This is a genomic window from uncultured Mesonia sp., from assembly GCA_947499595.1.
GTDB lineage: Bacteria > Bacteroidota > Bacteroidia > Flavobacteriales > Flavobacteriaceae > Mesonia > Mesonia sediminis.
The window spans coordinates 58,303-75,993 of the sequence record CANMOY010000004.1; the positions used below are offsets into that span (position 1 = coordinate 58,303).

A 17,691-nucleotide genomic window follows, 5' to 3' on the forward strand; every position below is an offset into this window, starting at 1 on the left:
TTCTGATGTTACAAACTTAACGCTACCTTAACGGCTCCTAGAAATCATGAAAGGTTGTATATTTGCGGCAATTAAGTCCACTTATGCAACTCGAATTTTACAAATATCAAGGAACCGGTAACGATTTTATCCTTATAGATAATCGCAAAGAATTTTTCAAAAATGATACCAAACTCATAGCTAGGCTGTGTGACCGAAAATTTGGCATAGGAGCAGACGGACTTATTCTTTTAGAGAATCATCCGCATAAAGAAATTGATTTTAAGATGGTTTATTTTAATGCCGATGGTAAAGAAAGTACTATGTGTGGTAACGGTGGGCGTTGCTTGGTTCATTTTGCTCATTTTTTGGGTATTTTTAAAGAAGAAACTCACTTTATGGCTGTAGATGGACTACACGCTGCGGCTGTAGAAAACAATGAGGTAAGTTTGCAAATGCAAGACGTATCGTTTGTAAAAAAAGTAAGCGATAACGCCTATTTTACTGATACGGGTTCACCTCATCACGTGGCTTTTGTTGATGATTTAGTCAATTTCCCCGTTTATGCAAACGGAAAAGAAATTCGCAACAGTTCTTTGTATGGTAAAGAAGGTAGCAATATCAATTTTGTAGAAGTACAACCAAAAGGTCTCTTTGTTAGAACATACGAGCGAGGCGTAGAAGACGAAACTTTATCTTGTGGTACAGGTGTAACGGCTGCCGCTTTAGTCGCATATCATAGCAAGCAAATAATCAAAAGCCCAGTAGCAATAAAAACCTTAGGTGGTTCTTTGCAGATCTCCTTTATTCCTAAAGAACGAGGCTTTACTAATGTCTTTTTAAAAGGGCCAGCTCAACAAGTTTTTAAAGGCAGTATCACATGTTAAGCAATCCAGAAGATACTATATACCTGCGTGCATTAGAACCTGAAGATTTAGATTTTATAGAACAGGTAGAAAATGATAGTCAATATTGGCATCTCAGCGGCACGCAAAAGCCTTTTTCACGCCATATATTAAGGCAATATTTAGCCGAATCACATCGTGATATTTATGAAGTTAAGCAATTACGCTTGGTTATTTCGCTTAAAGCGGATAAGAACATAGGTCTATTAGATTTTTATGATTTTGATCCTCAAAACCGAAGGGTTGCGCTAGGAGTTATTATTTTTGATCCCAAATACAGGCAATCAGGTTATGCCTATACGGCGGTAAAGCAAGCTTGTGAATTTGCCCAAGAACATTTAAAAGTGCATCAAATTTACGCGGGTATATTAGCCGATAACCACCCCAGTATTCAATTGTTTGAAAAACTCAATTTTAAACGTACCGGCGTGCAAAAAGATTGGGTGCTGTGTCAAGGAACTTTTAAAGACCAATATTTATATCAACTTATTAATCATGTATATTAAAAAAATTCTTGTTATTATCGCGGTATTAGGCATTGTGGTGCTTAGCTTCTTTAGTTACCATATTTATCAAAGTATTTTTGCACCCAATACTGCCTTTGAAAGCGAAACTCAGGCAATCTATATTCCCAGTAAACCTAATTATGAGAAAGATGTTTTAAAGCAATTAAAACCTTTGCTACAAGATGCCCAAAGTTTTCATATGGTGGCCAAGCAAAAAGGCTATATGCAAAACCTAAAACCAGGGAAATATATTTTACGCCGAGGTATGAGCAATAATGACATAGTAAATACATTGCGCAGTGCCAATACACCCGTAGCTGTTGTATTTAATAATCAGGAGCGCTTAGAAAATCTGGCGGGACGTGTAGCACAACAAATAGAAGCCGATAGTTTGTCTTTGCTAAATAGTTTTAAAGACGCTACTTTTTTAGCAGAAAACGGATTTAAACCTGCTACTGCTTTAGCGATGTATATTCCTAACCAGTATGAATTATATTGGAACACCTCTGCAGACGAATTTAGAGCACGGATGCTTAAAGAATACCAACGATTTTGGAACGAGAAACGAACCCAACAAGCAAAAAAAATAGGACTCAAAAAACAAGAGGTAATTACCGTAGCGAGTATTGTTCAAAAAGAAACCGCAAAAGTTAGTGAACGTAAACGCGTAGCCGGGGTATATATGAATAGATATAATAACGGCTGGAAATTAGATGCAGATCCTACAGTTATTTATGCCATCAAGTTACAAAACAAATCTTTTGATACCATAATCAAAAGGGTCCTATATAAAGACTTAGAAATAGATAGTCCATACAATACATACAAATACAAAACCCTGCCTCCCGGACCCATTGCAATGCCCGATATCTCTAGTATAGATGCCGTGCTAAACTATGAAAAGCATAAATATTTTTATTTTGTAGCAAATCCAGAAAAACCAGGTTTCCATATGTTTGCCAAAACCTTAGCGCAGCACAATGCTAACAAACGCAAGTATGTGGCCTGGATAAACAAAATGGGTATAAAGCGTTAGATTTTTTTTCTATAAAATTCTTTATCTTACGTTGGTTTATATCGCTTAAAGCGGATTTTTTAGAATTTTGATTTAATTTTCTATGTAGTTTTTTGTAAAAAATTATCTATCTTTAAAAAGTAGAATTTCAATTCGGCACCTCTAATTTTTATTAGGGAGTATTCAATTATAAAAGAAAAATGACCTTATTACAGTTTAAAGAATTTTTGGTTGACTTTAGAGCAAATCCGCTATCTAAGAGAAACCAGCAATATACCGAGCAGTTTATTCGCCTGATAAATGAATTACAAGCAAGGCAACTCGATGATTTTGCAAGAGAACGCCTAGAAAATGAGCTTCAATTGTTGTATCAGAATTTTCAAATCAATGGACATAAAACGCATGTCAAAAAGGAATACCATAAATTACTTAAATTTCTTAAGCGAGAACTTAAGCTAACACCTAATTATTACTACACGCAAATCGGTGTTCTAGTAGGAGGTTTGGCGGCTTTTATTTTTGGTTTCCTTTTTCTTTTTATTGGGATGATCGTAGGCGGACTTATAGGGTTTTACCTAGACAACTGCGTGCAGAAAAGGGGTGAAAGTCTCAGAATTGACTGGGATGGTCACTTTTGCTAAATTTGAAATAAAGATTAAATCAGTATTTTAAAAACTAAATCCATTTGAGTTTGACCTATTTTATACGAAGTTTTTTCATATTCTTGGCTTTCGGAATGTACGCACAGAGCGAATCTTTGCCTAGCCAACAAAAATTAGATTCTATTGTACAAGAAGCCGATAAGCTTTATGCCTATGAATGGGCTGCTTGGCAGGCAACCGATTTGTTAATGCAGCAAAATCATTTAAAAGCGCAATATGGAGGATATCTGGTATATGAAAAAAACGATAGTATCTACGTTAGTTTTTTAGAGAAAAATCAGGAAAAAGTTATGGCGCAATACGGTTTTAGTTCGGCTGCAGGGCAGGGAAAACCTAGTTTTAACGAAGAACTACGAACACTTTCAAAAACCGAGTTGAATCTGTGGAATATCAAAAATAAAATTCTTAATCAAATTTTTACTCAGCATAAAGATATTACAATTCCCGAGGGTTGCAGCCCTAATTTAGTATTACTGGAAGGCGAAGCTCAATATCGTTTGTATTTGATTTTGGGAACGAGCCAAGAAAATAGGATTCCATTAGGCAATGATTATCTTTTTGTTGCCGATCAAGAGGGGAAGATTAGTCATTGGCGAAAGTTTCATAATACTTTTATTCCTATAGATATTCCCAAAACTGATGAACAAAAAATCAGTTCAGCAATGCACTCTCATGTAAAAACTACGCCGTATATCACGGCTACCGACATTTGTACATTTAGATTATATGCGCCCCTATATGGTTTAGATCATTTCAAGGTTTATTCCTCGGCCTTAAAAACTGTTTTCGAATATAGATTAAGCGATAATCGCATCCTCATAACCGATTTGTAGGATTATTTATTTTTATAAATTCTTTTTAAAAAATTTTAAAATTTTTCATTTTAGATAAACTGCTGGGTTTGTAATCATAAACTGCTGTGTTTGCAATCACAAACTGCTGTGTTTGCAATCACAAACTGCTGTGTTTGTAATCGCAAACTGCTGTGCTTGTGTTCGTAAGCTGCTGAGCTTGTAATCATAAACTGCGGTGTTTGCAATCACAAACTGCTGGGTTTATTTTCCCAAGCTAGTAAATAATGCTTAAACTAGCAGAAATAGTGATTTGCGCAGGAATAGCTTGGTACGATTAGTAAGCATATTAAAAGACTAAAATATTTGTTTGACTTCCTTCTCATTGTGCTGATTTTAAAATAAAATCATAACAATTGTTTATGTTTGGCATTAAAAACATAAATAAAAACTTATGTAATTTTTGCTCATCTTTGTAATGTAATTATAAAACAAACCCAATGGAAAACGAGTTAACAAAGGTTGAAGACTTAAAAAAATCAGATAAGGCGCTAACAAAAGTAGCGGTTGCTTATGGAGACGGTATAGGTCCAGAAATTATGAAGGCTACCTTAAAAATATTAAAAGCAAGTGGAGCGCCCTTAAGTTTCGAGCCTATTGAAGTGGGTGAACAGGTTTATCTAGCAGGAAATACGGCAGGAATAAGTGGAGAAGCTTGGGAAACAATTTCTCGCAATAAAATTATTTTAAAAGCGCCCATTACTACCCCTCAAGGGAAAGGTTATAAAAGTCTAAATGTAACTTTGAGAAAATCTTTAGGGTTATTTGCCAATGTTCGACCAGTAAGCGCTTTACATCCTTTCGTAAAAACTAACTTTCCTAATTTAGATATCGTGGTAATCCGTGAAAACGAGGAAGATTTATACGCTGGTATTGAGCATCGCCAAACCCAAGACGTTTATCAATGTTTAAAATTAATTACCCGTCCGGGTAGCGAAAAAATAATTCGTTATGCTTTTGAATACGCACGCGCTTACAACCGCAAGAAAGTAACTTGCATGGTAAAAGACAATATTATGAAAATTACCGATGGTTTGTTTCATAAAGTGTTTAAAGAGATAGCTCAGGAATATCCAGATATAGAAAGCAATTCGCAAATTATAGATATAGGCTCTGCTAAAGTGGCTGCAAGACCAGAACAATTTGATGTAATTGTGACTTCTAATTTATATGGCGATATTATTTCTGATATTGTAGCCGAAATCGGTGGTTCTGTAGGAATGGCGGGTTCGGCAAACATCGGTAAGGAAGTGGCCATGTTTGAGGCTATTCACGGATCGGCTCCTGATATAGCGGGGCAAAAAATTGCCAATCCGTCTGGTCTTATCAATGCCGCAGTAATGCTATTGGCTCATTTAAAACAAACAAAACTAGCCGATAGAATCAAGAACGCCTGGTTAAAAACTATTGAAGACGGTATCCATACACCTGATATTTATGATGATAAATGCAGTGCCCAACGGGTAAATACAGATGAATTTGCCGATGCGGTTATTGAGCGTTTGGGACAAGCGCCTGAACATTTAAAAGTTAGCGCTCTAAATGAGGGAACGGGTGAAATTCAAATTCCTGAATACAAAAGAAAAATCGCAAAAAAGCAACTGGTAGGAGTGGATGTATTTATTGATTGGGCGGGTAACAACCCGCAAGTAATTGGTGAACAATTGCAGAAAGCAACATCCAACGGTTTAAAATTAAAAATGATAACCAATCGTGGAGTAAAGGTTTTTCCTAACGGAAACCCAGAAACTTATTGTACAGACCATTGGCGTTGTAGGTTTGTAAACCAACAAGTGCAATTAAAAAATGATAGCCCACAGTATTTAACAATAAATTATTCTGATGTGATTGATTTATTGGTAGAATTACAAGCCTCTGATTTTGATGTTATTAAAACTGAAAATCTATATGAGTTTGATGGTCAGCGTGGTTTCTCTCTAGGGCAAGGGGAGTAAGGTGAACAATCCACTAAATTTTAAAAGTTTGGGCTAGCGAAGTTTTCTTGTTATTAGCGTTTTTGTTTTGTCCCTTTAGTTTTTCCTAGCCCATTCTTTTAAAAAAAATTAGCCAATATTTTTAATTGGCTAATTTTTTTAAGAGATGTATTAAATGAAATAGTAATTTTAAAATCCGCTTGAATATTGATTTTTGCTGACCAAGGAATCGGTAATCGATGCCAAAATAGGCCAACGCATGTGATGCCCCTTTCTTACGCGATCTGCGATGATGATTGTGAAAATAAATTCAATTAAATTAAGCAATAACACAAAGCCTAGATAAAACCAGTAAAATATTTTCAAGGGACCCACATCTGTTTGGATGCAAAAGATGGTACTAATTACCAATATGCTATTAAAAGGGAGTAAAACCAATTGGGACAACAACGCTTGAGTTGCGTGCCAACGAACAAAAAAAGTACTTTTTCGCTGGCTCAATAAATAAAAAAAAGTAGCAATAACGTTAATTATAGGTAGCGGTAAACCAACGATAATTCCTACTAATGACATTAAATAAGAATTGCTCGCACGTTCGCACTCGCTTTCATAAATACGGTTTTCGGTTTTAAGGTACATATTAAATAAGATAGTTCAAGAGCCAAACGATGGCAACTAATGTTAAAAATAGGAATAAATATAATGGTTTTTTAAGCAAACCCTCAAATTTGCTATAAAAATTTAAGAGATTTCGCTTTTTACCTATTATATCTATGCACCAAATAAATGAAAGACCTATTAAAACCAAGAGTGCTGGCAGGCTTAAAATATGTGCTTGATGTGCCGCATTTAGCTCCCCTTTTAGAAAATAAATTACCCCAGTAGTTAAACCACAGCTGGGGCAATTTAAACCAGTGGTATTTTTAAAAATGCAAACACTCCAACTAGAAGATGTACCAAGAATCGATGAAAGGTTCAAGGCGATCCAAGTCCAACAAGCGCCTAAGAATACTAAAAAAAGACTGTAAATCTTAGGTCTGCTATGCATTATAATAGCACTCTGTAAAGGTTTTCAAGATTTTTTTGACGGGTAGCACCCATAATAATAAACCAATCTACAATGGCCCAAACACCAAAACCACCACAAGTAATTAATTTCCCCACGCCCAAGCCGGTATCACCAATTAAAAATCGATCTATACCTAAGCCACCTGCCAGTAAAGAAACAATAAGCGAAGTGGTGGGGTCTTTAAACTGAATGCTTTGGAGGTTGAGCCAAGCATTGTCATCTAATTCGAGAAGCCTTTTGCGAATTTGTGGTATTTGATGCCCTTCAAAATATTTGGCATTACTCATAATGAACATGTCTACTTTCTGTGATTCCATGATGTTTTTTATATTAGAAGACAATTTTAATAAAAAATAAGCTAGTATTTAACTTATTTTATTTTTTTGTCTCGAAACTTTTGACTTAAAGCCAACAGAAAGCTAAAAACAGCAAGGAATATACCTATTCTAGCGACGTAGTCGCCAAAACGGGCATAAAAAGTAATTTTGTTCTCAAGCGGTAGATTAACCAAAAGACTGCCTTGTTTCTCATAGCCTAATTTTTGAGTGATTTCTCCGTTGGGTAGTATGCCCGCAGAGATACCAGTATTGGCACTACGAACTACCGATCGACGTTGTTCTATAGCACGTAAACGCGCATAACTTAAGTGCTGTTGATGGCCTTGCGTATCTTCCCACCAAGCATCATTGGTAATAATCGCCAAAATTTGTGCTTGGTTATTTACATAGCCTCCTACATATTCACCATAAACCGATTCATAACAAATAATAGGAGCCACCTTGGTTTGGTCGGTTAGCTCAAAAACGCTACGTTCGGGTTGAGTGGTTTTCATAGCTACTGTACCACCTAAATCTATCATTATATTCCCTAAAATGGGTTTTAACCAATCTTGATAAGGAAAGTTCTCCACCCCAACCACTAATTTTGATTTGTGATAAAAAGCATCTTCACGACCGGGAACCACTGCAACAGCCGAATTGTAATCGTTAAACCAAAGACCAGGACGCGCAAAATTGGTTTGTTGCTCTATTTTAGCTTCATCTTTAATTAATTTGTAAAATGAAATGCCTCCAATAAAAGCGGTGTTCGGGTACTTGTTTTTTAATTCTTCTACCTGTCGCTTAGCAACTGAAAAAGGCCAAGAATCAATATTGGTTCCATCGGCAAAAACCGTTTCTGGGGCCAGTATTAATTGGGTGTTTGAAGTTATTTTTTCTTCTGTTAGTTTTAGTAATAAATCGCCCACTCTTTTATCGGTAGTGTTATATTTCTCTGTATACGGATTGATATTGGGCTGTAAAATTAAAGTCTCTATATATTCTTCTTTAGTTTCCGCGGAAGCGTAATCGGGAAAAATGAGATAAGAAACACCAATGGGTAAAAGCACAAAAGAAACAGCCATCGCTCGTAGTATGTTGATTCTATTTGGTTGCGTTGCCATTAAGCTGAAAAATATTAGCAAATTAACCAACCAGACCCAAAGGGTTCCGCCAAAGGTGCCCGTGTATTCATACCATTGAATCCATTGATAATAAGTAGCAAAACCATTTCCTAAATTAAGCCAAGGCCAAGAAAATTCCCAATGCAAATGCATATACTCGAATCCAATCCAGCATCCTACCAGAAAAATATAAGCAATTCGGTTGTTGTGAGACCAGTGGTGCACTTTGTGAAATAAGAAAAACACCAAACTCATAAGCAAGGAGTTAACCAATAAGGCGAACACCATCCCGAAGGCAGTAGAGTAGTAGATCCAAAAGGTGGTGATACTGTTCCACACCAGAAAAGTGGTAAAAGCATAGCCTAAAACCACACTGCTTTTTTTGTTTTCTAGAAGCAGCTGGTACTCTACCAATAATAAAGGAACAAATCCTAAAAATAATAATAAAGGAAAGCCGTAAGTAGGCCAGGCTAAAGCCAAAAGTAAACCGCTTAAAACGCAGTAAGTCAACTTTTGAAGTACTTTTTTTGGTAACAACTTATCTAAAAACACGCCAGTCAATTTTAAGTGAGAATACATTAGAGTAGAGCGCTACACTTTGATCACCAATATCGGTAAAGGCATAATCTATATGTATTCCCTTGTATTTAAAACCTAACCCGAATCCTGGCTGAAAACCAACTTTTGAACCGCCTTCAAGTTGTTCTACATTTTGAAAGTTACCTACACCGCCTCGTAAATAAACCAAGTCTAGGTAGCCTACTTGAAAGCCAAGTGCAGGACTTACACTTACCGCTTCTGTTGCTATTAAATCTTGTGTTTGTGCAAATCGCATTTGCAAATCAAGGGCTGCTTTAATGTCCCAATCGTATCGAATGCGAAAATTTTTGGCCACTCCTAATTGCAGTTTTGGTAAAGTTATTTCTGTAGTTTCTGGTAATTCTTGGTTTTGCCCTTCAACGGCATCTTGTACTTGGCTGTAGGCATCTTCATCGATACTCCAAGTATTATAGGTAGTAGTAATATCTCGTGCCATAGCACCAAACTCCCACCCGTTTTTGCCTTGAAACTGAATGCCAGCATCTAGCCCAAATCCCCAAGAATTAGCAAATTCACCTATTATGCGGTGAATCACTTTGGCATTTACACCAAAAGAAAAACCTTCGAGCGGTAAATTCTTGGCATAAGAAAACGTAAAAGCATAGTCTGCCGCCGAGAATAGGCTAATACGGTCATAATCAATTTGACCTTGATCGTCTATAAGTTGTGTAGTATTTAAAATATTATCTACACCAAAACGCAAAACGTGTATCCCAAGACTACTTTCGTCATCTATTTTTAAAGCCGATCCTAGGTAGTCATAATTGGCGATATTGGCGAAATAGTTGGCGTGCATTAGCGCAATTTCGTGATCTTCGATGCGGGTGAGTCCGGCGGGGTTCCAATATCCAGCATACACGTCGTCTGTAGTGGCGGTTACGGCGTTGGCCATTCCAAATGCAGCTGCGTTTACTCCTATGTTTAAAAATTCGTTAGAATATTTACGAGCCGTTTGTGCTTGTAAACCGATGCCTAGGAGTAGAATTAGAATATAAAGCGCCTGTTTTGTCAAGGTTTTCTTTTTTGCAAATATCTTATTTTATTTTTTATTAACTTAATTTTGTGCTTTATATTGCTTTTGCTATCGTGTACAGGCTATATTTGATTTGTTTGAAACACCTAATACCTTATGAAAAAACATATTCCTAACCTTATAACCTTACTCAACTTACTCTCAGGAAGTATAGCGGCTGTTTGCGCCTTGAATAACCAATTGTTATTAGCCGGTATTTTTATATGCCTAGGAATTTTTTTCGATTTCTTTGACGGGTTGGCTGCTAGAGCTTTAGATGTCAAAAGCGATTTGGGCTTACAACTTGATTCGCTGGCCGATATGGTAACTAGTGGTTTGGTGCCGGGTTTAATCGTGTTTCAATTGTTGGAGCAATATTTGCCTGCCAATAGTGCGATTTTATACAGTAATTGGGAGGATAAAACTTTTAATTTATCTTTTTATGCCTGGTCTTTGTTTGCTTTTTTAATACCCTTAGGTTCGGCTTATCGCTTGGCTAAATTTAATATAGATGAGCGACAAACCAGTTCTTTCATTGGTTTGCCTACGCCCGCCAACGCCTTATTAATTCTTAGTTTACCTTTTATAATTCACTACCATCCCGAATCTTGGTTAGCAACGGTTACAAAGTTGCCAGTAGTGTTGATTGGATTATGTGTTTTTAGCGCGATTATTTTAAATGCAGAAATTCCTTTGTTTGCGTTGAAGTTCAAGAACCTTAATTTTAAAGAAAACTGGTTTAGATTTCTGTTTGTTTTCGCTTGTGTATTGGGTATAGGTTTTTTCCAGTTTTTGGCCGTTCCTTGTATTATCTTGGGTTATGTGTTGTTAAGTGTTTTTGTGCGAAAATCGGCATCAGCTTAAGCTTAGAAAAGTTTTTTCTTACGCAATTCAAAATTTTGTCCTAGATACACCTTGCGAACCATTTCATCAGAGGCCAAGTCTTCAGGTTGCCCATGTTTTAATATACTACCTTCAAACATTAAATAAGTTCTATCTGTAATGGCTAAGGTCTCCTGCACGTTGTGGTCTGTTATAAGGATACCTATATTTTTATCTTTGAGTTGTGCGACAATACGCTGAATATCTTCAACGGCCACTGGATCTACCCCAGCAAAAGGTTCGTCTAGCAAGATAAATTTTGGGTCTGTGGCTAAGGCTCGAGCAATTTCTGTTCGTCGGCGTTCGCCTCCCGATAATAAATCGCCTCGGTTTTTTCTAATATGTCCTAGACTAAACTCATCTATAAGGCTCTCCATTTTATATTGACGCTCTTTTTTAGAAAGTTTGGTAAGTTGCAATACACTCATAATATTATCTTCTATGCTAAGCTTTCTAAAAACAGAGGCTTCTTGAGCCAAATAACCAATACCGTTTTGCGCGCGTTTATACATGGGGTAATTGGTAATATTTTTTTGATCTAAGAAAATGTTACCGCCATTGGGTTTAATAAGACCAACAATCATGTAGAAAGAAGTGGTTTTTCCTGCTCCGTTGGGACCTAATAGGCCTACAATTTCACCTTGTTTTACCTCTACCGAGATGCCTTTAACTACCTTTCTACCTTTATAGGATTTCATCAAGTTTTCTGCGCGCAGTTTCATCATATCGTTATTGATTTGAGTAGTGGTTTTCTAATTCTTCCCAGTATTCGTGTGCTCTTCGTAGGTGAGGTATCACGATGGTCCCACCTATAAGTGTACCAATACTTAAGGTTTCCATAATTTGATCTTTGTTTACGCCATTTTTAAAACTTGATTCTAAATGATAGCGTACGCAATCGTCACAACGCAACACTAACGAAGCTACTAGACCTAGTAGCTCTTTGGTTTTTATATCTAGAGCTCCTTCCGCGAAAGCGTTGGTGTCTAAATTAAAAATTCGTTTTAGAACTTTATTGTTTTCACCTAAGATTTTGGTGTTCATCTTGGCGCGGTACGTATTAAATTCTTCTACTTGATTACTCATTTTTTCGGATAATATTTTTCTCTTTCTTTAATTTTTTTTCTTCTTTACGGATGACATAACCCGAAATAAATATACTTATCTCGTATAAAATTAAAACCGGTATGGCCACGACTATTTGGCTAGCAATATCTGGAGGCGTTATGATGGCCGATAAAATTAAAATTCCGACCAAGGCAAATTTTCTATATTTTTTAAGTACCTCTGGTGTAACCAAGCCTATACGGGTTAAAATGTAAATTATAATGGGTAGCTCAAAAATCACGCCACTAGCCAGTGCCGAAGCGCGAACTAATCCGAAATAACTGCTTAAGTCAATATCATTAAAAACTTGCTCGCTTACTTGGTAGCTACCTAAGAAGTTTATAGATAGGGGTGAAACAATATAATAACCAAAAAGTACCCCCGAAAAGAATAAAAGTGAGGCGATAACTATAAAACCTCGGGATGCATTGCGTTCATTGGGGTGTAAAGCCGGTGAAATAAAACGCCAAAGTTCAAACAGGATATAAGGGAAAGCCACAATAAAACCTGTGGTAATAGAGGTCCACATATGTGCAGAAAACTGTCCGCTCATAGTTCTACTTTGAATTCTAAACGGAATTTCGTCAAAACAAAAACTCTCATCTAGACCAAGGCTTTGCGCCATATTACATAAAACTTTATAGGTGATAAAATCTGCTTCCTTAGGGGCAAATAGAATTCCGAAAATTAAATCCTTTAAAAAAAAAGCGATAAAAGCAACCGCTACCACTGCGATTATTGAACGAATTAAATGCCATCTCAAGGTTTCTAGATGATCTAGAAATGACATTTCTTGAGGATTTTTCTTTGTCTTTGTCGCCATACTTTAGATGATACCTTCTTTTATTAAGTTGTGCAGGTGTACAATACCTTTATAACTGCCCTTTTCTGTTGCAATTAGCTGAGAAATACCAAAGTGCTCAAGCATATTTTTAGCTTCTATAGCTAAAGCTTGATTATCGATAGTTTTAGGCGCTTCGCCCATAATATCGCGAGCTGTTAATTGATTGATATCTTGACTTTTTTGCAACATTCTTCTAATGTCACCATCGGTGATGATTCCTAGTATATCGCCTTTTTCAATAACTGCCGTTGCTCCTAACATTTTTTCAGAAATCTCTACAATAACATCAGAAATTTTACTGTTGGGCGCTACTTGAGGTAGATTGTTTTGGGCCGTAATATCGGCTACGCGCAAATAGAGTTTTTTTCCTAAAGCACCCCCAGGGTGGTATTTTGCAAAATCTTTACTAGAAAATCCTTTAAGATGAAGTAAGCTTACCGCAAGAGCATCGCCAATCACCAATTGAGCTGTGGTACTCGTGGTAGGGGCCAAATTATTAGGGCAAGCTTCCTGCTCAATATAGGCATTCAGAACAAAATCGGCTTGTTGACCCAAAAAAGAATCTTTGTTACCGGTGAGACCTATCAATTTGTTATTAAAATTCTTAATTAGCGGTACCAGTACCTTAATTTCGGGGGTGTTTCCACTTTTAGAAATACATATTACAACATCATCTTTTTGAATATTCCCTAAATCGCCGTGAATAGCATCGGCAGCATGCATAAAAATTGCCGGTGTGCCAGTACTGTTTAAAGTAGCTACTATTTTTTGTGCGATAATGGCACTTTTACCTATACCAGTAATAACTACGCGACCTTTGCTATGATAGATACAATTTACTGCTTGGGGAAAATCTTGAGTTAAAAAGTTTTCTAATTGGGCAATTGCGGCTGCCTCATTTTTAATAGTGTCTTTTGCAAAAGAAAGGATTTGAGAATCTTTCATCAATTTTTTAAATTTCGATTTGCCAATACTAAAGAAATATATATCTTTAGACTGACAAAGGTATGTAAAATTGTAACACTAAAATATCAGTTTGACAGAAATCGATTTACATCAGGAACTAAAAAAGTATTTTGGCTTTGACCAATTTAAAGGCCTGCAAGAACAAGTAATAAAAAGCATTATTAATGGTGAGCACACTTTTGTGATCATGCCTACAGGAGGTGGTAAATCTCTATGTTACCAATTACCTGCCTTGATAAAAGAAGGAACAGCAATTGTTGTCTCCCCTTTAATAGCTTTAATGAAAAACCAAGTAGATGCCATTAGAGGTATTTCTTCGGAAAAAGGAGTAGCGCATGTTTTGAATTCTTCGTTAAATAAAACCGAAGTAAAACAGGTTAAAAGCGACATTGAAAACGGTATTACCAAGTTATTATATGTGGCACCCGAATCTTTAACCAAAGAAGAGTATATAGATTTTTTGCGAACGCAAAAAATTTCTTTTTTGGCTATAGACGAAGCTCACTGTATAAGTGAATGGGGCCATGATTTTAGGCCAGAATACAGAAATTTACGCAAGATTATAAAACGAATAGGGGATGATATACCCATAATTGCCTTAACGGCAACGGCAACGCCAAAGGTACAAGAAGATATCTTGAAAAATTTAGGTATGCCAAAAGCTAATACCTTTAAAGCTTCTTTTAACCGGCCAAATTTATATTATGAAGTGCGACCCAAAACCGCTCAAGTAAGCGCAGACATTATTCGGTTTGTGCGTGAGCGGCAAGGGAAAAGCGGAATCATTTATTGTCTATCTAGAAAGAAGGTAGAAGAACTTGCGCAAACGCTGCAAGTAAACGGTATATCGGCAGTACCTTACCATGCTGGGTTAGATAGTAAAACCCGAGCTAAACATCAAGATATGTTTTTGATGGAAGAGGTTGATGTGGTGGTGGCTACTATTGCCTTTGGTATGGGAATAGATAAACCAGATGTACGTTTTGTAATTCACCACGATATCCCTAAAAGTATCGAAAGCTACTACCAAGAAACCGGTAGAGCTGGTCGCGACGGGGGAGAAGGGCATTGCTTAGCTTTTTACGCTTATAAAGATATAGAAAAGCTAGAAAAATTTATGAGTGGTAAACCTGTAGCCGAACAAGAAGTAGGTTTTGCTTTACTGCAAGAAGTTGTCGCTTACGCGGAAACCTCTATTTCAAGACGTAAATTTATTTTGCATTATTTTGGAGAAGCCTTTGATAGCGAGACAGGTGAAGGAGCCGATATGGATGACAACGTTCGTTTTCCCAAAACCCAAAAAGAAGCCAAAGATGAAGTGGTTCTACTTTTAAATACCGTTAAGAAAACCAAATCGATTTATAAAGCTAAAGACTTGGTTAAAACATTGGTGGGAGAAGTAAACGCTATGATCAAATCGCACAAAACAGATGAGCTTCCCATTTTTGGAAAAGGAAAAGAAAAGCCAAAATTTTATTGGATGGCTTTAATTAGACAAGTTCTGATAAAAGGCTTACTCAAAAAAGATATTGAAACCTATGGCGTTATAAAACTGACTGCGGAAGGTAAAGCTTTTTTAGAAAGTCCTAGTTCTTTTATGATGTCTGAAGATCATATTTATACCGAAGAAGAACAAAACAAAGCCGCTCAACAAAATAAAGCGGCTAGTGCAACCGATGAGCAATTGATGAAAATGCTTAAAGATTTACGAAAAAACGTAGCGCAAAAAAAAGATGTACCTCCTTATGTGGTATTTCAAGACCCTTCGTTGGAAGATATGGCTTCAAAATATCCGATTTCTATTGAAGAGTTAGGAAACATTCATGGGGTAGGTGAAGGTAAAGCCAAAAAATTCGGGAAAGAGTTTGTAAGCCTCATACAGCGTTATGTAGAAGATAATGAGATCATAAGACCCGATGATATGGTAGTAAAAACTACCGGTGCTAATAGTAGTAATAAGCTCTATTTTATACAGAATGTAGATAGAAAATTACCGCTACCCGATATTGCCAGCGCAAAAGGCCTATCGATGGATGATTTTATTAAAGAACTTGAAGCAATTGTTTATAGTGGAACCAAACTGAATATTTCTTACTGGATAGATGAAATTTTAGATGAAGATCAACAAGAAGAATTGCATGAGTATTTTTTAGAAGCAGAAAGCGATAAAATAGACGAAGCGATGGATGAGTTTGACGGCGATTACGAAGAAGAAGAACTTAGGCTTTACCGAATCAAGTTTATGAGTGAAGTGGCTAATTAGAAATACATTATAAATCTAAAGAAACCCAAAATTTAAAATTTTGGGTTTCTTCTTTTTGAGAAAAACCCTCAAGAAGACTTATCTTTGCGCTTTAAAAATTAAAATAAACTATGGAAAACGGAATCTATGCCAAGTTCGCAACCACCAAGGGCGAAATTTTGGTGAAATTACACCACGATAAAACACCAGGAACAGTAGGAAATTTTGTAGGTCTTGCTGAAGGAAATATAAAAAACGACGCAAAAGCAAAGGGTACGCCGTATTACGATGGTCTTAAATTTCACCGTGTTATTGCCGATTTTATGATTCAAGGGGGTGACCCTAATGGAACAGGAGCTGGCGGACCAGGATATCAATTTGACGATGAAATACACCCTGATTTAAAACATAATAAGCCAGGAATATTGTCAATGGCTAATGCAGGTCCTGGTACAAACGGAAGTCAGTTTTTTATCACACACGTTGAAACGCCCTGGCTTGATGGTAAGCATACGGTTTTTGGAGAAGTTGTAGAAGGTCAAGATATAGTTGATAGCATTGAGCAGGGTGACCAGATTGAAAAGCTAAGTATAGAACGCGTTGGGGAGGAAGCACAACAGTTTGATGCAGCTGCTAACTTTAAGAGTTTTAATGAAGAGAAAGAAAAAAGAGAAGCCGAAGCTAAGAAAAGAGAAGAGGATAAACTAAAGGCCTTAACCGAAGGTTTGAGTAAAACCGAGTCTGGTTTGCATTATACCATAACCCAAGAAGGTAAAGGACCAAAACCCAAAAAAGGTAATACCGTTTCTGTACATTACAAAGGCATGTTAGCTGATGGTACTGTATTTGATTCGTCTTTTAAACGTAACCAACCTATACAGTTTCCTGTAGGAATGGGGCACGTGATTGCAGGCTGGGACGAAGGAATTATGTTATTGAACCAAGATGATAAAGCCAAATTTGTTATTCCTGCCCATTTAGGTTATGGATCACAAGGAGCTGGAGGAGTAATTCCGCCTAATGCTACGTTAATTTTTGAGGTAGAACTTATCAAAGCCTAAATTTAAGTAAATCCATTATCAAAAAAGTCACTCCTTACGAGTGACTTTTTTCTTTTTTCCATTTAATGCTGCAGCCTACACTAGGTTTTTGAAGTTTTGGGATACTCCTACTGTTGAATAACGCGTCTAAGACTTCACGAACACTTCTTCCGTTTACCGCAATACCATTTTGCGGTCTGGCATCGTCTAATTGGCCGTGATAAACCAATTCCGCGGAAGCGTTATAAATATAAAAATCTGGAGTACACACGGCCTGATAGGTCCGGGCAATCGCTTGGGTTTCATCGTAAAGGTACGGGAAAGTAAAGTTGTGTTTTCGGGCAAATTGCCACATGTTATAAAAGCTGTCTTCTGGATACTGAGTAGCGTCATTACTCGATACGGCTACAAAACCAAAGCCTAATATTCTGTAATCGTTGGCAATGCGAACGAGTTCTGAAGCAACTAGCTTAACATAAGGGCAGTGGTTGCTTATAAACATAACTACCGTGCCCAATTCTCCTTTTATATCTTTAAAAGTATACAAATCTTTGGTAATGGCATCGGGTAGTAAAAAGTCGTGGTATTTTTCACCTAATTTTACAGTAGAAGATTCTCTTTTCATGGACAAGTTTT

Annotated in this window: 19 protein-coding genes; 9 read left to right on the forward strand and 10 right to left on the reverse strand. The window is 36.7% G+C overall.

Annotated features, from left to right (window positions below; translation table 11 throughout):
• Positions 1 to 83 precede the first annotated feature (83 nt).
• The 6 genes from dapF to ACH2AZ_RS05985 all read left to right on the forward strand — a co-directional run bounded on the left by dapF (position 84) and on the right by ACH2AZ_RS05985 (position 5,873).
• Positions 84 to 866, forward strand: coding sequence for a diaminopimelate epimerase (dapF, locus tag ACH2AZ_RS05960; RefSeq protein ID WP_394907084.1), 783 nt, complete (start codon positions 84 to 86; stop codon positions 864 to 866).
• Positions 860 to 1,390 (forward strand): GNAT family N-acetyltransferase, encoded by a 531-nt coding sequence (locus ACH2AZ_RS05965; RefSeq protein ID WP_394907085.1) that lies wholly within the window; start codon positions 860 to 862, stop codon positions 1,388 to 1,390. Before dapF ends, ACH2AZ_RS05965 begins: the two co-directional genes overlap by 7 nt.
• On the forward strand, positions 1,380 to 2,426 hold the full coding sequence (gene mltG / locus ACH2AZ_RS05970; RefSeq protein ID WP_394907086.1) for an endolytic transglycosylase MltG: 1,047 nt from the start codon (positions 1,380 to 1,382) through the stop codon (positions 2,424 to 2,426). The genes ACH2AZ_RS05965 and mltG overlap by 11 nt, the downstream gene beginning before the upstream one ends.
• Before the next feature lie 179 nt (positions 2,427 to 2,605).
• On the forward strand, positions 2,606 to 3,046 hold the full coding sequence (locus ACH2AZ_RS05975; RefSeq protein WP_394907087.1) for a hypothetical protein: 441 nt from the start codon (positions 2,606 to 2,608) through the stop codon (positions 3,044 to 3,046).
• 50 nt (positions 3,047 to 3,096) lie between these two features.
• Positions 3,097 to 3,900, forward strand: coding sequence for a hypothetical protein (locus ACH2AZ_RS05980; protein WP_394907088.1), 804 nt, complete (start codon positions 3,097 to 3,099; stop codon positions 3,898 to 3,900).
• A 458-nt stretch (positions 3,901 to 4,358) separates the two neighbouring features.
• The gene (locus ACH2AZ_RS05985; protein ID WP_394907089.1) at positions 4,359 to 5,873 is read left to right on the forward strand and encodes an NADP-dependent isocitrate dehydrogenase; all 1,515 of its coding nucleotides are present in this window, start codon (positions 4,359 to 4,361) and stop codon (positions 5,871 to 5,873) included.
• A 168-nt stretch (positions 5,874 to 6,041) separates the two neighbouring features.
• Here the strand turns inward: ACH2AZ_RS05985 and ACH2AZ_RS05990 are convergent, their stop codons facing one another.
• The 5 genes from ACH2AZ_RS05990 to ACH2AZ_RS06010 are packed head-to-tail and all read right to left on the reverse strand — an operon-like array spanning position 6,042 to position 9,974.
• Positions 6,042 to 6,491 (reverse strand): DUF4870 domain-containing protein, encoded by a 450-nt coding sequence (locus ACH2AZ_RS05990; protein WP_394907090.1) that lies wholly within the window; start codon positions 6,489 to 6,491, stop codon positions 6,042 to 6,044.
• Position 6,492: 1 nt separating this feature from the next.
• A complete protein-coding gene (locus tag ACH2AZ_RS05995; protein ID WP_394907091.1) occupies positions 6,493 to 6,900 on the reverse strand; it encodes a DUF2752 domain-containing protein in 408 nt (135 codons plus the stop codon).
• Positions 6,900 to 7,238: a TM2 domain-containing protein gene (locus tag ACH2AZ_RS06000; RefSeq protein WP_147862788.1), complete on the reverse strand. Its 339-nt coding sequence runs from the start codon at positions 7,236 to 7,238 to the stop codon at positions 6,900 to 6,902. Before ACH2AZ_RS06000 ends, ACH2AZ_RS05995 begins: the two co-directional genes overlap by 1 nt.
• A gap of 53 nt (positions 7,239 to 7,291) precedes the next feature.
• On the reverse strand, positions 7,292 to 8,914 hold the full coding sequence (gene lnt, locus ACH2AZ_RS06005) for an apolipoprotein N-acyltransferase (protein WP_394907092.1): 1,623 nt from the start codon (positions 8,912 to 8,914) through the stop codon (positions 7,292 to 7,294).
• A complete protein-coding gene (locus ACH2AZ_RS06010) occupies positions 8,901 to 9,974 on the reverse strand; it encodes a PorV/PorQ family protein (protein ID WP_379046013.1) in 1,074 nt (357 codons plus the stop codon). Before ACH2AZ_RS06010 ends, lnt begins: the two co-directional genes overlap by 14 nt.
• Before the next feature lie 117 nt (positions 9,975 to 10,091).
• Here ACH2AZ_RS06010 and ACH2AZ_RS06015 point away from each other — a divergent pair, with 117 nt between their 5' ends.
• Positions 10,092 to 10,838 (forward strand): CDP-alcohol phosphatidyltransferase family protein, encoded by a 747-nt coding sequence (locus tag ACH2AZ_RS06015; RefSeq protein WP_379046010.1) that lies wholly within the window; start codon positions 10,092 to 10,094, stop codon positions 10,836 to 10,838.
• A 2-nt stretch (positions 10,839 to 10,840) separates the two neighbouring features.
• Here ACH2AZ_RS06015 and lptB read toward each other — a convergent pair whose 3' ends face one another.
• Genes lptB through ACH2AZ_RS06035 form a run of 4 tightly spaced genes read right to left on the reverse strand, consistent with a single transcriptional unit; the run spans position 10,841 to position 13,752 of the window.
• Positions 10,841 to 11,578: an LPS export ABC transporter ATP-binding protein gene (gene lptB / locus ACH2AZ_RS06020; protein ID WP_379046206.1), complete on the reverse strand. Its 738-nt coding sequence runs from the start codon at positions 11,576 to 11,578 to the stop codon at positions 10,841 to 10,843.
• A 7-nt stretch (positions 11,579 to 11,585) separates the two neighbouring features.
• Positions 11,586 to 11,942 carry a carboxymuconolactone decarboxylase family protein gene (locus tag ACH2AZ_RS06025; protein ID WP_147862784.1) on the reverse strand — a complete coding sequence of 119 codons (357 nt, stop codon included), beginning with the start codon at positions 11,940 to 11,942 and terminating at the stop codon, positions 11,586 to 11,588.
• Complete coding sequence (tatC, locus tag ACH2AZ_RS06030) at positions 11,935 to 12,786, reverse strand: twin-arginine translocase subunit TatC (RefSeq protein ID WP_394907093.1); 852 nt, start codon at positions 12,784 to 12,786, stop codon at positions 11,935 to 11,937. Before tatC ends, ACH2AZ_RS06025 begins: the two co-directional genes overlap by 8 nt.
• Positions 12,787 to 12,789: 3 nt before the next feature.
• Positions 12,790 to 13,752, reverse strand: coding sequence for an SIS domain-containing protein (locus ACH2AZ_RS06035; RefSeq protein WP_394907094.1), 963 nt, complete (start codon positions 13,750 to 13,752; stop codon positions 12,790 to 12,792).
• 85 nt (positions 13,753 to 13,837) lie between these two features.
• Between ACH2AZ_RS06035 and recQ the strand changes: the two genes are divergently transcribed.
• Both recQ and ACH2AZ_RS06045 read left to right on the forward strand, forming a co-directional pair.
• Positions 13,838 to 16,036 carry a DNA helicase RecQ gene (gene recQ, locus ACH2AZ_RS06040; protein ID WP_394907267.1) on the forward strand — a complete coding sequence of 733 codons (2,199 nt, stop codon included), beginning with the start codon at positions 13,838 to 13,840 and terminating at the stop codon, positions 16,034 to 16,036.
• A 110-nt stretch (positions 16,037 to 16,146) separates the two neighbouring features.
• The gene (locus ACH2AZ_RS06045) at positions 16,147 to 17,076 is read left to right on the forward strand and encodes a peptidylprolyl isomerase (RefSeq protein WP_394907095.1); all 930 of its coding nucleotides are present in this window, start codon (positions 16,147 to 16,149) and stop codon (positions 17,074 to 17,076) included.
• Positions 17,077 to 17,110: 34 nt separating this feature from the next.
• Here ACH2AZ_RS06045 and ACH2AZ_RS06050 read toward each other — a convergent pair whose 3' ends face one another.
• A complete protein-coding gene (locus tag ACH2AZ_RS06050; RefSeq protein WP_394907096.1) occupies positions 17,111 to 17,680 on the reverse strand; it encodes a thioredoxin family protein in 570 nt (189 codons plus the stop codon).
• Positions 17,681 to 17,691: the final 11 nt, after the last annotated feature.

Coding starts and splice junctions, on each gene's coding strand:
- dapF (WP_394907084.1), top strand. CDS start 84: ATGCAACTCGAATTTTACAAATATCAAGGAACCGGTAACGATTTTATC.
- ACH2AZ_RS05965 (WP_394907085.1), top strand. CDS start 860: ATGTTAAGCAATCCAGAAGATACTATATACCTGCGTGCATTAGAACCT.
- mltG (WP_394907086.1), top strand. CDS start 1,380: ATGTATATTAAAAAAATTCTTGTTATTATCGCGGTATTAGGCATTGTG.
- ACH2AZ_RS05975 (WP_394907087.1), top strand. CDS start 2,606: ATGACCTTATTACAGTTTAAAGAATTTTTGGTTGACTTTAGAGCAAAT.
- ACH2AZ_RS05985 (WP_394907089.1), top strand. CDS start 4,359: ATGGAAAACGAGTTAACAAAGGTTGAAGACTTAAAAAAATCAGATAAG.
- ACH2AZ_RS05990 (WP_394907090.1), bottom strand. CDS start 6,491: ATGTACCTTAAAACCGAAAACCGTATTTATGAAAGCGAGTGCGAACGT.
- ACH2AZ_RS05995 (WP_394907091.1), bottom strand. CDS start 6,900: ATGCATAGCAGACCTAAGATTTACAGTCTTTTTTTAGTATTCTTAGGC.
- ACH2AZ_RS06000 (WP_147862788.1), bottom strand. CDS start 7,238: ATGGAATCACAGAAAGTAGACATGTTCATTATGAGTAATGCCAAATAT.
- ACH2AZ_RS06015 (WP_379046010.1), top strand. CDS start 10,092: ATGAAAAAACATATTCCTAACCTTATAACCTTACTCAACTTACTCTCA.
- lptB (WP_379046206.1), bottom strand. CDS start 11,578: ATGAAACTGCGCGCAGAAAACTTGATGAAATCCTATAAAGGTAGAAAG.
- ACH2AZ_RS06025 (WP_147862784.1), bottom strand. CDS start 11,942: ATGAGTAATCAAGTAGAAGAATTTAATACGTACCGCGCCAAGATGAAC.
- tatC (WP_394907093.1), bottom strand. CDS start 12,786: ATGGCGACAAAGACAAAGAAAAATCCTCAAGAAATGTCATTTCTAGAT.
- ACH2AZ_RS06035 (WP_394907094.1), bottom strand. CDS start 13,752: ATGAAAGATTCTCAAATCCTTTCTTTTGCAAAAGACACTATTAAAAAT.
- ACH2AZ_RS06045 (WP_394907095.1), top strand. CDS start 16,147: ATGGAAAACGGAATCTATGCCAAGTTCGCAACCACCAAGGGCGAAATT.
- ACH2AZ_RS06050 (WP_394907096.1), bottom strand. CDS start 17,680: ATGAAAAGAGAATCTTCTACTGTAAAATTAGGTGAAAAATACCACGAC.